We start from the raw sequence: 14,658 nt of genomic DNA, 5'->3' as shown, positions 1-14,658 counted from the left end.
GTTAATTCTCCTTTCCACGCGCATGGATTTTCAAACCGGGGCCATGCCACATTTGGACTGCCGAAATACAAAGGCTCACATTCCATAACTCGTCCCATTTGAATACAGCATCGGCAGTAAACACAGGCTTTCCCGCAGGCAGCATGAGGGATCTCAGCGAATAGGTGCTGTTCCTTATTCCCGCACCGCCGGCAGCGGAAGCCCCAGAAGTGGTGCTCCAGACCAGGAACTTTTATTAGTACGTTTTGGGATAGAGCAGATATAAGATTCTGTTCATCAAGAGGGATTTCATAATGCAGCAGGAGTTTACCGGCAAGTTGAGGGTAGTAGTGAGGCGTTACTAGATCGGGGAGCCAATCAAAATCAGCAGAAAAATAAGTACGCAGAGTTTGCAGCATTCTTTCACCTTCCTAATATAAAAGTAGAGCCTGCTTGAGTCTCACAAACAGGCTCTACTTCAGGCTTGACGGTACCATCCAAGTCCGACTGCCCCCTCACCAAGATGCGTGCCGATTACTGGACCAAAATAGCTGACTTCGATCTCTACATTTTCAAACTGCTGTTCAATTTCCTGCTTAATCTGTTTAGCTTCATCCAACCGATTAGCATGAATAATACAGGCTTTATACATTCCGCCTTCTTCAATAGACTCTTCAAACAAGGTTAAGATGCGCTTAAGAGCTTTCTTTCTGGTGCGAATTTTTTCAAAAGGAACAATTTTTGTATCTACAAAATGGAGGACAGGCTTTACTTGCAGCAGACTGCCTACAAACGCCTGAGCTCCGTTCAAACGGCCACCACGGTGTAAATGCGTAAGATCATCCACCATAAAGTACGCTTTCATTGACTCCTTCATAACCTCAAGGCGGTTAAGAATTTGCTCAGGTGTCTCTCCATTACTAGCAAGCTCGGCAGCTTCAAGAGCATAAAAACCCTGCATAAGACAACTTATTTCAGAGTCAAATACATGAACGTCAATCCCTTCCACCATATCACCAGCTGCTATCATTCCTTGAAAAGTGCCGCTGATGCCGCTTGAAAGATGAATAGCTAACACGGCGTCGTAATCGCGGGCCAGCTCTTCCAGTTTTTTAGTCATTAAACCGGTGGAAGGCTGCGAAGTTTTCGGCAGCTCACCACCTTCTTTCACCATGTCGTAGAAGTCATCAGCGTTTATATCTATTTCTTCCTGATAGGATTCGTGACCAAAAATAACGTTTAACGGTATCATATGTATGTCGTTGGCTCTGCGCGTATCTCTCTTAAGATAAGCCGTACTATCTGTAAGAACCGCTGTTTTCATGTGATCCAACTCCTTGTCCACTGTGTATTTTCTAGCTTTATATGTCTCTTACTATGTGAAAGTATTTATCTATTATTTTACATGAACCCCCACTCAATTGCACCAATAAAGTAGAAATAAGCTGATAGGTAACCTGGTAAAAACAGCCTCAGGTCATCCAGATTCTGGATGACCTGAGGCCCCTGTTTTTACCATTTTATATTTTTAAAAAAGCTGCCGGCCTGAGCCAGCAGCTTTAATATTGATAATGCGATTAAATAACCTCAACCCAGCCATTTTTAATTGCTGTTACAACCGCTTGAGTACGATCATTAACGTTCATCTTCTGCAAGATATTGCTCACATGGTTTTTCACGGTTTTTTCACTGATATAAAGGGATTCGGCAACTCCACGATTGCTGTTTCCATCGGCCAGTAGCTGTAGCACTTCACATTCACGACGGGTAAGCAGATGGAGCGGCTTGCGGTATTCAATCGTACGGTAAGCACTGCTGCCTTTATTTTCGGAGAGACGACGATATTCTGCGACCAGATTGTGGGTCACTTTTGGATGCAGATAAGATCCGCCTTCCCCAACCACTTTAATTGCTTCAATAAGCGCATCTGAATCCATTTCTTTTAGCAAATACCCTTGTGCCCCTGTTTTAAGTGCATGGGTTACGTAGTTTTCATCATCATGAATAGATAAAATAATGACCTTTAAGTCTGGATATTTCTTGGTAATTTCCGCCGTAGCTTCGACCCCATTCATGCTTGGCATGTTAATATCCATCAGGACCACATCCGGCATATAATCATCAATCAACTGGAGAGCTGAACTGCCATCGTCACCCTCTGCTACAACTTCAAAGCTTGTTTCAAAGTCTAAAATTCTCTTTACACCTTCACGGAATAATTTATGGTCATCAATCAGGACTATTCGTGTCGTCATGATCTTTTCCTCCTATTTCCTTTACATCCACTGGATTTTTTCAGCATCCCTATCCTATAGGTCTTTGTAATCTTTTTTTGTCTCTTTTTGTCTCTTTTTGTCTCTAATTACCTGTATATCGTTGTACCCTAATCCTAATCTCTATTATAAACGATTCACGCCATTTTACATAGTTATTCCTGTAATTAACTATTTATTGGAATATGAATCGTGACAATGGTCCCCTCTCCGGGGCTTGAATCGATGGTTAGATCCCCATCCAGCATATCCACGCGCTCACGCATGCCGACTAAGCCAAATGATTTATCTTTCTTAGATTTAGGATCAAAACCTTTTCCATCATCTTTTACGATGATCATGGCCGAACCGGCTTGCAATTCCGTCTTTACCTGGATTAAGGAAGCACTCGCATGCTTGACAGCATTCTGAACCGCTTCCTGAATCAACCGGAATAACGCAACTTCAAATTTAGATTCAAAGCGGCGTTCTTCACCGAATAACGTAAATGAAATTTCCAGATCATTATAATCCTCTACCGTAGCTAAATACTTTTTCAGCGTCGGAATTATCCCTAAATCGTCAAGCGCCATGGGACGGAGATCATATATGATACGACGGACTTCGTAAAGTGCGGAACGAACCATAGTTCGAACACTTCTCATTTCTTTCATAGCTTCCTCTACGCCTCTTTCCCGGTAAATCCGGTCCACAAGGTCTGAACGAAGCATCACATTCGCAAGCATCTGGGCAGGCCCATCATGAATTTCTCTGGATAACCGCCGCCGTTCCTCTTCTTGGGCTTCAATAATCTGAAGACCGAATTGCTGCTTTTCCTTTGCATCTTCCAACGCATCGGTCACATGCTTAAAATCTTCAGTCAAATAGTTCAGCACGACAGATATTTTTCCTCCCAGCGCTTCGGCACGTCCAATCGTTTCATCCAAGTTCCTCAGGCGCCTTTCTAAATCATCACGACGATTGCGCAGCTGCTTTTCCTTCTCGCGTTTCATCGATAAGTCCATTTGTAACCCGTGCGTTTGTTCGTACACTTTACGAATTTCATCTTCTGAATATTTTTGGAATTGTTTACTCACTTCTGACAAGCGCATACGGGAGAAACGTACTTTCTGCTCCAGTTTGTCTCCCTCGTCTATAAGAGAGCAAACTTCTCGTTTCGTTTCCTTCAGCTCTTTATCCAGTTTTTCATATTCATTTCGGGATTCTTCACCAATCTGAAAAATTTCATCTTTACTATTGGTGACCGTATCCACCATTTCATGAATGATATGGTCAAGTGCTTTATCCCCAAATTTCTTTTCGCTCATCATTGTCCCTCCATCAATATTCACACACACTCATTCGTTAGGCCTAAGCCGTTTTATGGGGGTGTTTAATTAAAAGTTACTTTTATTTTTCTCTTTTTGATAAAACAACATGCTATTTGCTGAATCATGTCCCCGCCTATATAATTAAGTCTTTAGGAGGTTTAACATATTATGTTAGAAAATTATTATACCGTAAAGCCGAATGGATCTGAAGAAGTGACCATACAAAAATCCCGTTTCATTGGATACGTGCGACGCTGTGAAACGGAAGAAGAAGCCCAATCGTTTATTCAGGAGATTAAGAAGAAACATAATGATGCGAACCACAACTGCTCAGCTTATATGATTGGCGAACACGATTTAATTCAAAAAGCAAACGATGACGGGGAACCAAGTGGTACCGCCGGTGTTCCTATGCTAGAAGTATTAAAGCGAAAAGGATTAAAAGATACGGCTGTCGTGGTCACGCGCTACTTCGGGGGTACGAAACTCGGGGCAGGCGGATTAATTCGCGCATATTCCGGTACTGTTTCTCAAGCAATTGAAAAAACAGGAATTGTCAGGCGACAGCTTATGAAATCTATGCACGTGAGCGTAGCTTATCACCTGCTTGGAAAAGTAGAAAATGAAGTACGCAACTCTTCCTATACGCTTGAAACGATTAATTACATGGAAAATGTGGAATTAATAATATATGTAGAAAGCGGGCAGGAAGAAGCTTTTGAAAGCTGGATAACTAATTTAACCAGTAATCAAGCTCAACTAACCCGAGGAGATTCATCTTATGTAGAATTTGATGCCAAACCTAGCGAAGGAGCTTGACCCCGTTTATGAACCGCAAAAAATTGAAGATCGCCCTAAGCATAGTGGTCTTTATTCTGTTAATCAGCATTGGTACCGCTGCTGGCTATGCCATTTATTTAACGGATAAAGTCAAGCAGACGGCAACGGAGTCCCACCAGGAACTCGACCGAGGAGAGAAATCCGAAAAGAGGCAAAGCGAAGTAAACCCCGAGTACGATGACATTTCCGTATTGTTCGTGGGAATTGATGACAGTAAGAAAAGATCTTCCGGCGGCAATCGTAATGCTTTGTCGGATGCGCTCGTCCTTGCAACTTTTAATGATAATAACAAATCGATAAAAATGGTAAGTATTCCGAGGGACTCTTACACGTACATTCCCGAAATCGGCTATAAAGATAAAATCACCCATGCTCATGCCTTTGGTGGAATCGATGCAACAGTTCAAACCGTTGAAAGAATGTTTGACATTCCTGTAGATTATTATGTGAGACTCAATTTTAATTCATTTATTGAAGTTGTTAACTCCATCGGTGGTATCACGTATGATGTCCCATTTGATATTACTGAACAAAATAGTGTCGACAAAGATGGAGCCATTCAATTGGAAGAAGGTTATCAAGAGTTGAATGGAGAGGAAGCCCTGGCTCTTGCCAGAACAAGAAAATATGACAGCGATCTGGCACGCGGGCAGCGACAAATGGAATTAATTCAGGAAATTGCACGACAAACAATGACGACAAGTTCACTTAATAACTTCGGTGATATTCTCAACTCCATTAACGACAATTTGAAAACGAATTTAACATTCGAAGAAATGATTTCCTTTAAGGACTATTTCCTTGATAAACAAGGGTTGACCTTTGATAAGATGCAGTTGAATGGTGAAGGTGGAAAAGTGGACGGAGTCTGGTATTACCAGGTGAACGAAGAAAGCCTGGTCACTGCGAAAGATCAGCTGCAATCTCACTTGAATCTACCTTCCCAAAAAGATAAAAACTCCAATACCTTCGCTGAAGAAAACGAAGATGAAGATAATTCTATGTAAAAACCTGCTTTATCGATAAAGCAGGTTTTTTGCTGTCTTTTGACTGAACATTTCCTGGGAAATATTCAGTTACTGTCGAAAATTATGAATTGCTAATAAAATAGCTCTACGGAGAAGGAGTTCCTTCTCCGTAGAGCTTCCTAACTACCTACGTGTACGGTAATCACGAATCATATTAAGGATCGGTTTATAATCTTTCCCAATTAACCCGGTCATCTCGACGATTAATTCAATCATCAGAATAAGGGCTGCCATTACAAACATAGCTCCAAACATTGTTGCCTGGGAAAAGATAACAGCTGCCAGACTAAACAGGGCACTAACAGCATAAATCATGAGGACCGTTTCTGGGTGACTGTAGCCCAAATTAATCAAACAGTGATGAAGGTGTGATTTATCAGGGGCCGACAATGGCTTTCGTTGAATCACTCTGCGGACAATGGCAAACAGCGTGTCAGAAATGGGTACACCGAGAATAATGACTGGAATAATGAAAGAGAATAGAGTTACGTTTTTAAAGCCTAAAAGTGAGAGAACACTGATCATAAAACCGAGGAACAACGCCCCTGTATCCCCCATGAAAATTTTGGCTGGATAGAAATTGTAGAAAAGAAAACCAATTGTACTTCCTAACATCATAAATCCTGCAAAAACGACAAACACATTTCCCATGGTTATGGCCATACCTGAGATCGTCAGTAAAGCAATTGCTGAAACCCCTGCGGCCAGGCCATCGAGCCCGTCGATCAAGTTAATCGCATTGGTTATTCCTACAATCCATAATATGGTGATCGGAATGCTTAAATATCCAAATTCCATTTCACCACCGAACGGGAGGTTAATGTACTCGACTTGTACACCTCCCATAACCACCACAATAGCGGCTACAATTTGTCCCCCAAGCTTCACTTTTGCGGAAAGCTCCTTTAGATCATCCAGAACACCGGTCGCGATGATGATACTGGCACCAATAAACACCGGCCAGGTATAACGACTTTCGGGGAAAAAGAACAATAGTCCTCCTGCAAAGCTTAAATAAATAGCCAGTCCACCCAGTCTGGGCATAACCACTTTATGGACTTTTCTATGGTTCGGCTGATCAGTCGCTCCAATAGCAACAGCAATTTTTTTAACAATAGGTGTTATTAGTAACGAAGCAATAAAACAGAATAACAAGGCCTTATACTCCATAAAGACCCTCCTCAGGTTTAGTATGTCCTCTCCCAAACAACATAAGCTGAAATAATTTTTCCATATTTTTTGAATAAATGACTGACTGTTATCTCATAATAATTCTAGATGATTATAGCACAAGAACCGTAAATCAGATATACATATTTCTTTAAATATTTGTTAGCCTATTCCTAACATTTTCAAACACGAAAAAGCTTTTTCTGACAAAAGAATTTAATCTTTAATTTCCCTTCACCCCGGTCTTTATATCCTTTGATACAGTAAATTCCCTTGCATCTTCATTTGTAAAATATTTATAAATCTTTCTTACTTTATTTGTAACCAGGAGCCCAATAGCATTTCGAATAGAATGATATGCAACTGGGTGTCTTATACAAAAATAATTCATCTTTCCTACTTCTCTATATAAAATAGGGTTTAAGCCGCTCCTCGAAAGTAAATACATGGTTAGGTACAGCTTTACCTTGCAGTGTGCTTCAAGAATTCATAAAATAGGTAACGCATGTCAATTTTACTAGGAGGATTTCTTACAACATGGCCACACATGAAAGAAAAAAATTAGAAAGATCCTTAAAACCTCATTGGGTTTGGGCAATTGCATTTGGCTCCGCTATAGGATGGGGAGCTTTTGTACTGCCGACAGACTGGATCGGGCAGGCAGGTCCAATAGGAGTTGTGCTCGGAATTCTGCTTGGCGCTGTTCTTATGATGATTATAGGAGTAAGTTATGGTTTCTTAATAGAAAAATTTCCAGTGACAGGCGGAGAGTTTGCATATGCTTACATTGGATTTGGCAGGACATTTGCCTTCTTAGCAGGGTGGTTCTTAACACTTGGATACTTATGTATCGTTGCTCTGAATGCTTCTGCGCTCGCTCTGCTTGCTAAATTTCTGTTTCCAGATTTCGTACGAACAGGCAATCTGTATGTTGTCGCTGGTTACGAAGTGTCCATCATTCAAATCGCAATTGCGAGTATCGCCCTTATTTTATTTGCTATTTTAAATATCAGAGGTGCCAGTTTTTCTGGAAGAACACAATTTGTCTTTAGTATGATATTAATTCTAGGAATTACATTGTTAGGTCTTGGAGCTATATTTACAGATGGTCCATCACTCAGCAACATTACACCAGCCTTCAAGCCGGACCAGACAGCAATTGCTTCGATTCTGACGATTTTAGCGCTTGCCCCCTTTGCTTATGTTGGTTTCGATAATATACCTCAGGCAGCCGAAGAATTTGATTTTAAACCCAAAAAAGCGTTTGGTTTAATTATCTGGTCTTTACTCGCTGCTGGGCTGGCCTACAGTGCCATGATCCTGATCACCGCAAGTACTATGCCCTGGCAGGATTTACTTGCTCAGATAAATGCAGAACAATCGGTATGGGGAACAGGTGACGCCATTGAAAGTTATCTTGGACGAGCTGGAGTATTGATTATCGCTATTGCTGTTTCCATGGGTATATTTACAGGATTAAACGGCTTTTATATTTCATCAAGCCGTCTCACTTTCGCCATGGGCCGCGCTCGCATATTACCAAATGCGTTCCGTAAACTTCACTCTAAGTATCACACGCCTTATGTAGGTATTTTATTCACAATGGCCATTTGCCTGATTGCTCCTTGGTTTGGACGCCAGGCTTTATTATGGGTAGTGGATATGTCTTCTACAGGAGTAGCCATTGCTTACTTTTTCTGTACAGCAACCGCTTATAAATTTTATCGGTGGTCTTCGAACCACCCTGCTAAAAACAATACGGACGTAGTGTCCCCCGGCAGGAAGTTCCTTTCCTTGATCGGAATGCTCAGCTCCATTGGATTCCTTGCGTTACTACTTCTACCATGGTCTCCAGCATCTCTGGGCAAAGAATCTTATATTGCCCTAGGTATTTGGATCGTAATCGGAATTGTTTTCTATATCTTTAACTACAAACGATATAACCAAATTGAAGAAAAAGAAATGAATTATCTGATTATCGAAAAAGAAGAAATTTAAAAAGCAATCCCCAGGAGATCCCGGGGATTGCTTTTTTTATTTAGTTAAAATAGTTGCTGAAGTATTTGTTCCAAACACTATAGATCCAGCTTTTAACCCATGTATACTTATCTTCTTTTTCCTGTTCTTTGTCTTTCTTACCTTCATTGTCTTTGTCTTTATGATCTTTATCGCCTTTGCCCTTATCTTTTTTATCTTCCTTATCTTCATTTCCTTTACCTTGATCTTCGCCTTTATCCTTCTTGCCGTTATTTTTAATCATGATTTGAGCTAGTACCGGATCGTGGTCACTCGCACGGCCATCAGCTTCTGAGAAGTCAGAGTTAATATTTACCGTCTGTATTTTCGTCTGCTTGGCAAGATTGTTGCTCACAAGAATGTGGTCGAGCACTTGAGAATTTCCTTGATAAATATAGGTATACTGCTCTTCTGTCGGAAGAGATTCGATCATGTTGGTTAAAATGTCACCTTCCAGTGTATTTATCGGAGCGGAGAACTGAAAGTCATTTAAATCCCCTAGGACGACGACATTCGAATCATCCATCTCACTTTCAACTTTTTGAACAAAGTTGTTGATTACAGTGGCTTGCTGGATTCGCTGCTCTTCACTGCCCAGCTCGACTGGCTGATCAGCGCCAAACAGGCCATCATCTCCACCTTTGGAATTGAAATGATTGGCTACCACGACCACTTTTTCTCCATTAAATTCGAATTCAGCCGCTAATGGTTTGCGAGAACCGTAAAAGGCATCATTCGTTGGATCAACACGGCCCGGGTTCAAGGTCAGACCATCTTCGTTCACATCTACGCCGGTTACCGCATCCCCATCTGGCTTGTCGGTCAGCGTCACGCGATCTGGGTTGTAAATGAATCCAACGCGTATGTTTCCTCCCGGCTGCCCGCCGTCCGTTTTATCGAGGGGAGCAATGTCTGTGAACTCATACTTCGGTCCACCCGCTTCTGCGATTGCATCAATTAATTTCTGGTAACTTTCATTCGCTTCTACCGTCCCATCATCAGTCGGACCGTTATTGTCTTGAACTTCAATTAAACCTACAACATCAGGCGTATTTAGATTTTGAATAATAGATTCCGCAATCTTTTCAACTTTTTCAGGAGAAGTGTCTGCAGAGAAGTTCTCAACGTTGTAGCTCGCAACAGTCATTTTTTTCTTAAGAGCTTTCAAATCCGCAGTTTCCCGTTCTGTGCCCCCGTCTTTAATTTCCGGGAATTCTCCAGTTGGACGGATCTTGTAGTTGCTATAGTCGTAATTAACTACTCCGGTGATAGACTCATCAAAATAATCACCTGTTTTCGCGTTAATATCTATTCCGTCAACATCGATCAGCACACGTTCGGGATTGTAGTCGTCTGGGGAAATAAGCAATCCCTCTGCACGGGTAAACAATTGATCTTCGCTCGCTTCTACATACACTGGAAGCTCATCATATTTAACCGGACCGGATACTTTTGCATCTGGAAGTTCAATTAACATACCTTCCAGGCTCTCATAGAAATCAATGCCGTCTTCTGCCGGATCGAATGATTCTAAACCATCGTTTTCAATAATTTCTGTAGGCTGTTCACGATCTTCTCCAATTACTACAGGATCTGGAATATCTGCCCCAGTAGATTTTACATTGACAGTGGAAGCACTAATCTGAGTCGTCAGCAGATCGTTTGCATCTGAATATCCATCTTCCCGCCACTCCGTAACTTCTCCGTTCGCCGTTACGACATCACCAACAGAAACATTAGAAGAACGCTTGTAAACGTAAATCCCTTCCGACGTAGCTATGTCTTCATCTGGATTAAGACTTTGCATGTAAAATCCATTGCTTCCATCAAGCTTCGTTACTACACCTTCCACATTTTTCACGACTTCGCCTTCATAAGGAGAAGTATGAGAAGCTGCCTGTATATCGTGGATTTCAAGGGAGTCAGCCGCTTTTAGTGCCGTATAAGAAAACGTAGAAACCTCGCTCACTTCTCCATTTTCACGGACAGCTGCAGCTTTGATCGTAGTATCCTCCGTAATCGTGATCGGTTCTGTGTATTCTTTACTTTCAGCTGTAGGCTCACTTCCATCCATGGTATAATGAATCGTCACACCTGGCTCAGCGGCGCTAAGAGTAATTTCTGTTCCTGTAATTACAGAACCGGATTCTTTATTTGCTGTAACAGCGAAGGCTTCTTGCACGATATCAGATTTTGAACGAGGAACCAGCTTGTAATTATTGTAGCTATAATTCACGACACCCTTAACCTGCTCGTAGGTCTCACCAACCTTAAGAAGACTCTCATCAGCCGGGGCGATCATGAAAGTTCCTTCAGCATCTTGCGCTATAAAATCTCCATCTTCATTCACATCGGTGATTTCTACATTATTCACTTCTACGTATTCGCCTTCAATGGCTTCTCCTTGATCATCAGAAAATTGAGGTGCCGTTACTTTCTCAGGTTCAGGAACACCCGCGCCCTCTTCTGTAACTTCGACAGCGGCTGAAGAGGTTTGAATTTGCTCCATTCCATAATAATCACCTAGTTCTCCTGAAGCTGTAACCTGATCACCAACCTGTGCGGTAATTCCGGGAGCTCGAACAATGATGCCTGCTGACTCGTCTTGTATGTATAAGTTCGTCTGTCCGCCAGCTTCAAAGGCTGCCGTAGCAATTCCCTGTACACTTACAGTGGAACCCTTTTCACTTTGACGAGCCTCAGCAATAGATACAGTCTCTACGGGAGTGTCTGGAACATCTTTTACCTCGTAGGAGCCAAGGTAATCAAATGTATCGGCAGCATAGCTGTCCCACTCGGCTGAAACGTCGTAACTGTCCGTTGGATCTGTGTCCCCAGAGGTTATAGAAGCTTTTCTAACCAGTGTGACGTCTTTAGCAAAATCGCTACCATTACCAACTTGCCCAAATGAATCGACAATTTCTCCGTCTTTTTTCAATACGAGCGGATCGTTTCCGTTGAAATTCACAATTCCATCTATTAAGTCTGCCCTGTCTAAAATATCTTGTGCTGCTTGACTATAAGCGATGACGAACGTTTCTCCACTAGATAATGTCCCTTCGAGCTCCTGTTCCTCAGAAACCTCGAGAGCCCCATTGGAATAGCGTTCTAGTGTATAACCCGATAAATCAATAGCACTTCCTGTGCCATTATAAAGTTCAAGCGCTTTATTATAACTTGATCCTTCCACATATTCAGAAATAAACAAGTCTGCAGGTGCTTCCGCTGCCTTAACATCTGACATCGGAATCGCTGTAGAACTTAACGTCAGTACCGTTACTAAACATCCAGCAACTACTTTTTTCACTGATAACGCCTCCCTGGTAATTTATGCCGTGTTGGCCAATACTCTTCCAGTATAAAATATCCAGCCTCCAAAATATGTTGTAATTTTGTAAAATTAGATAATTAATTCCAATGTATTAGGATAAAATAACTAATTATGACAAATAATTTACACATTGTCGGACGATAGAAGTGTGCCTTTGGGGTGTTTTCATATATGATAAAATATAAATTTGAGAGGTTAGAAGAATGAGGTGTGTTCGATGAATTCCAGAAAAGTTCGTATTCGCAAGAGAAAAAGAAAGAAGAAAATCAGGCGCATAAGTGTATTCCTTTTGATGCTGGCCGTTCTTGCCGGAGGCACGTTTTATTACGTGTCGCAGGTCTATACAGCATCTTTTCAGGCTTTAGATAGAGGTGAAAAATCTGATCTTCGAGAGGAAGCTGTAAACATTGGAGATGATCCAATTTCTATACTCTTAATGGGGGTAGAGGATTATTCAACAGACGGTTCAGCAGGCCGGGCGGACACACAAATTGTGATGACGCTGGACCCGAAAACAAATCAGATTACCATGACCAGTCTTCCAAGAGATACAGAAATTACGCTCCCGGAAGAAAAAGTCGGCGAGAAGTATTCAGGAGAGCATAAGTTAAATGCCACCTACTCAATCGGAGAAATTTCAGGTTATGGATCTGAAAAACTTGCTGTAGAAACCGTGGAAAACTATCTCGACATTCCTATAGATAAATTTGCTACCGTTAACTTTGAAGGATTCATTAAAGTCGTGAATTTACTAAACGGAGTAACCGTAGATGTAAAAGAGGGCTTCTGGGAACGAAGCAGCCAGAATTACAATAAAAAGATTGAGTTTGAAGAAGGGCCGACAGCGATGAACGGCGAAGAGGCTTTAGCTTTTGTTAGAATGAGGAAAAGAGAAGCAGCCCTTACTTACCCGAGAGAAGAACGCCAGCGCCAATTTATCCAAGCTGCAATTGACGAAGCGATCTCTGCGGGCACCATTTTTAAAGCTGGTGAAATTGCGGATGTTATCGGAAAGAACATTACTACGAATCTATCGCCCCGAGAGATTTATGCATTACAGAAAGCCTTTTCTTCCGAAGATTCGGACGTAAAATCATTTACGATCGAAGGTGAAAACAAACGCCTCGAAAATGGACTCTATTATTTTGTTCCGAATGAAAAAAGCTTAAAGGATGTAGAAACCAAGTTGAAGCAGGAACTTGATCTGCCTGGTGCTTCAAGTTCAGTAGCTCAGGAGGAATCATCTTCTGACTGAGTGTAATATGGTAATCAACGCCCCGTTCGGCCATCGAACGGGGCTTCTGATTTTATTATACTATTCCTATTATATAAAAAAGGATCTCCTCACTGGAGATCCTTTTCTTAAAACATAAACGTACTAAGAGCCCGTGGGCTTAAAAACGAGCACGCCATAGACTCTTTCGAAGGTGTATGGACCATCATACTCGATCAGGGGCACAACATCCTCATTCTGAATGCTGATTTTACTAATCGTAGGTTTCGACACCATAATGCGTTGAAATGTATCTTCCGTTAACTGACGGGAAGGCTCGACCACAATCGTTCGATCAATCCGTACACAATAACGGCCTAAAATGTGTAATTCTTCTCTGTCTAAATATAGTTTTGATAATTGTGCCAATCCACTTCACCCTCTCTGTGTTCTATAAGAAGTGTTTAGCACATCACCCTATCCCTGTATGCATAATATAATAAAATTTCTAGAATTTGAAAAGTCTTTATAGGTAAAATAAGACACGAGAACTACAAAATTCGATTTTTTTCTCAGAAGGATTCCTTTACTTCAGCTAAGAGATTCGCACGCCACTGTTTTTTCGTCTGTTTATATTCTTCCTTTAAGTCCTTCGCTTTTTCGGTACCAATGTCTGCTTTGACACTTTTATGAATTGTTTGAAAACCCTCATCTGTACTCGTTTCCAGACGATCGGCTGCTGAATTATATTTGCCGAAAAAATAACTGAAGGAAATGTCTTCACCATTCTGCTTTTTAGTCACATACTCTTTTTGAGCTTCTGTAACGATTTCATCCATTCTTCTTTCTGCTTCATTAATGAGCTGTTCATATGAAGTTTCATAGGATGCAATTCGTTCAGCAGGATTCATTTGTCCTTCAGCACTATCATCTGGCAGGATAATTTCGTATGCTTCATCCGCTAACTGATCAACTTCCTCATCAGCTGTATCATGAGACTTAATGAAGAACACATATGTAAAATATCCGCCTATTGCTATTATAACTACCATGAAAAGCAAAAGAATTTTTTTCATATTGAATCCATTTCCTCCACTCTAATTTCTCTTAAAGATTATAGCACAGAAAAACCCTCTCCTGCGCTTTAAGGCAGAAGAGGGCTGATTATATTTTTATTCTTCTATAATACGATAGTTGGTATGAGCTACAACCGTTCTATCATATTCAAAATCAATTTCATCTAAATTGTCCATAATCGTTAGATCCACAATTACAGAGCGCTGGCATTGACTAGGAATCACTTTTCCCGTGAAAGTAATATCGTTTCTTTCAAAACTGACTACTTGGCCGGGTGTCGCGATCTTATCATCAGGTTGTATCATAATCTCTACCCTTTCTCTATCTTTTTTTATTGAATCGATTTTACATAAAGTTGACAAACAATTCAAATAAAAACTTTTACAGAATATGTTACTTTATTCGACAAATAATTACAAGT

The 14,658-nt window shown here is 41.1% G+C and carries 12 protein-coding genes and 1 pseudogene; 4 read left to right on the top strand and 9 right to left on the bottom strand.

Annotation, left to right across the window (positions count from 1 at the left end; translation table 11 throughout):
• The 4 genes and pseudogenes from WAM07_RS04670 to WAM07_RS04655 form a co-directional block, all read right to left on the bottom strand.
• Positions 1 to 398 (bottom strand): annotated as a pseudogene (locus tag WAM07_RS04670) (DNA/RNA helicase); the annotation flags it as partial.
• 59 nt (positions 399 to 457) lie between these two features.
• Positions 458 to 1,303: a DegV family protein gene (locus tag WAM07_RS04665; protein ID WP_422165188.1), complete on the bottom strand. Its 846-nt coding sequence runs from the start codon at positions 1,301 to 1,303 to the stop codon at positions 458 to 460.
• Positions 1,304 to 1,556: 253 nt separating this feature from the next.
• Complete coding sequence (locus WAM07_RS04660) at positions 1,557 to 2,234, bottom strand: response regulator (protein WP_014644321.1); 678 nt, start codon at positions 2,232 to 2,234, stop codon at positions 1,557 to 1,559.
• A gap of 185 nt (positions 2,235 to 2,419) precedes the next feature.
• On the bottom strand, positions 2,420 to 3,559 hold the full coding sequence (locus WAM07_RS04655) for a sensor histidine kinase (protein ID WP_422165187.1): 1,140 nt from the start codon (positions 3,557 to 3,559) through the stop codon (positions 2,420 to 2,422).
• Positions 3,560 to 3,730: 171 nt separating this feature from the next.
• Here WAM07_RS04655 and WAM07_RS04650 point away from each other — a divergent pair, with 171 nt between their 5' ends.
• Together WAM07_RS04650 and WAM07_RS04645 are read left to right on the top strand one after the other, a co-directional pair.
• Positions 3,731 to 4,381, top strand: coding sequence for a YigZ family protein (locus WAM07_RS04650; protein ID WP_422165186.1), 651 nt, complete (start codon positions 3,731 to 3,733; stop codon positions 4,379 to 4,381).
• 8 nt (positions 4,382 to 4,389) lie between these two features.
• Positions 4,390 to 5,409, top strand: coding sequence for an LCP family protein (locus WAM07_RS04645; protein WP_422165184.1), 1,020 nt, complete (start codon positions 4,390 to 4,392; stop codon positions 5,407 to 5,409).
• A gap of 144 nt (positions 5,410 to 5,553) precedes the next feature.
• Here WAM07_RS04645 and WAM07_RS04640 read toward each other — a convergent pair whose 3' ends face one another.
• Complete coding sequence (locus WAM07_RS04640; protein WP_422165183.1) at positions 5,554 to 6,600, bottom strand: glycosyltransferase family 4 protein; 1,047 nt, start codon at positions 6,598 to 6,600, stop codon at positions 5,554 to 5,556.
• Between the two features lie 537 nt (positions 6,601 to 7,137).
• Here WAM07_RS04640 and WAM07_RS04635 point away from each other — a divergent pair.
• The gene (locus WAM07_RS04635) at positions 7,138 to 8,598 is read left to right on the top strand and encodes an APC family permease (protein WP_422165182.1); all 1,461 of its coding nucleotides are present in this window, start codon (positions 7,138 to 7,140) and stop codon (positions 8,596 to 8,598) included.
• A gap of 40 nt (positions 8,599 to 8,638) precedes the next feature.
• Here the strand turns inward: WAM07_RS04635 and WAM07_RS04630 are convergent, their stop codons facing one another.
• Positions 8,639 to 11,923: an FN3 associated domain-containing protein gene (locus tag WAM07_RS04630; protein WP_422165180.1), complete on the bottom strand. Its 3,285-nt coding sequence runs from the start codon at positions 11,921 to 11,923 to the stop codon at positions 8,639 to 8,641.
• Positions 11,924 to 12,164: 241 nt separating this feature from the next.
• On the opposite strand from WAM07_RS04630, the gene WAM07_RS04625 reads away from it, so the two are divergent.
• On the top strand, positions 12,165 to 13,202 hold the full coding sequence (locus tag WAM07_RS04625) for an LCP family protein (protein ID WP_422165178.1): 1,038 nt from the start codon (positions 12,165 to 12,167) through the stop codon (positions 13,200 to 13,202).
• A gap of 123 nt (positions 13,203 to 13,325) precedes the next feature.
• On the opposite strand, the gene WAM07_RS04620 is transcribed toward WAM07_RS04625, so the two are convergent.
• From WAM07_RS04620 to WAM07_RS04610, 3 genes are all read right to left on the bottom strand, one after another.
• Positions 13,326 to 13,589 (bottom strand): hypothetical protein, encoded by a 264-nt coding sequence (locus tag WAM07_RS04620; RefSeq protein WP_041601400.1) that lies wholly within the window; start codon positions 13,587 to 13,589, stop codon positions 13,326 to 13,328.
• A 143-nt stretch (positions 13,590 to 13,732) separates the two neighbouring features.
• A complete protein-coding gene (locus WAM07_RS04615; protein ID WP_422165176.1) occupies positions 13,733 to 14,236 on the bottom strand; it encodes a hypothetical protein in 504 nt (167 codons plus the stop codon).
• A 96-nt stretch (positions 14,237 to 14,332) separates the two neighbouring features.
• The gene (locus tag WAM07_RS04610; RefSeq protein ID WP_014644330.1) at positions 14,333 to 14,542 is read right to left on the bottom strand and encodes a YkvS family protein; all 210 of its coding nucleotides are present in this window, start codon (positions 14,540 to 14,542) and stop codon (positions 14,333 to 14,335) included.
• Positions 14,543 to 14,658 lie beyond the last annotated feature (116 nt).

Origin of the sequence: Halobacillus sp. (genome assembly GCF_049282395.1) — a bacterium.
Lineage (GTDB): Bacteria > Bacillota > Bacilli > Bacillales > Halobacillaceae > Halobacillus.
Note: the sequence above shows the minus strand (reverse complement) of the source record. Positions and strands in the feature narration are given on the sequence as shown.

Excerpts from the sequence above, each read along its gene's own strand:
- WAM07_RS04665 (WP_422165188.1), bottom strand. The coding sequence starts at position 1,303 with ATGAAAACAGCGGTTCTTACAGATAGTACGGCTTATCTTAAGAGAGAT.
- WAM07_RS04660 (WP_014644321.1), bottom strand. The coding sequence starts at position 2,234 with ATGACGACACGAATAGTCCTGATTGATGACCATAAATTATTCCGTGAA.
- WAM07_RS04655 (WP_422165187.1), bottom strand. The coding sequence starts at position 3,559 with ATGAGCGAAAAGAAATTTGGGGATAAAGCACTTGACCATATCATTCAT.
- WAM07_RS04650 (WP_422165186.1), top strand. The coding sequence starts at position 3,731 with ATGTTAGAAAATTATTATACCGTAAAGCCGAATGGATCTGAAGAAGTG.
- WAM07_RS04645 (WP_422165184.1), top strand. The coding sequence starts at position 4,390 with ATGAACCGCAAAAAATTGAAGATCGCCCTAAGCATAGTGGTCTTTATT.
- WAM07_RS04640 (WP_422165183.1), bottom strand. The coding sequence starts at position 6,600 with ATGGAGTATAAGGCCTTGTTATTCTGTTTTATTGCTTCGTTACTAATA.
- WAM07_RS04635 (WP_422165182.1), top strand. The coding sequence starts at position 7,138 with ATGGCCACACATGAAAGAAAAAAATTAGAAAGATCCTTAAAACCTCAT.
- WAM07_RS04625 (WP_422165178.1), top strand. The coding sequence starts at position 12,165 with ATGAATTCCAGAAAAGTTCGTATTCGCAAGAGAAAAAGAAAGAAGAAA.
- WAM07_RS04615 (WP_422165176.1), bottom strand. The coding sequence starts at position 14,236 with ATGAAAAAAATTCTTTTGCTTTTCATGGTAGTTATAATAGCAATAGGC.
- WAM07_RS04610 (WP_014644330.1), bottom strand. The coding sequence starts at position 14,542 with ATGATACAACCTGATGATAAGATCGCGACACCCGGCCAAGTAGTCAGT.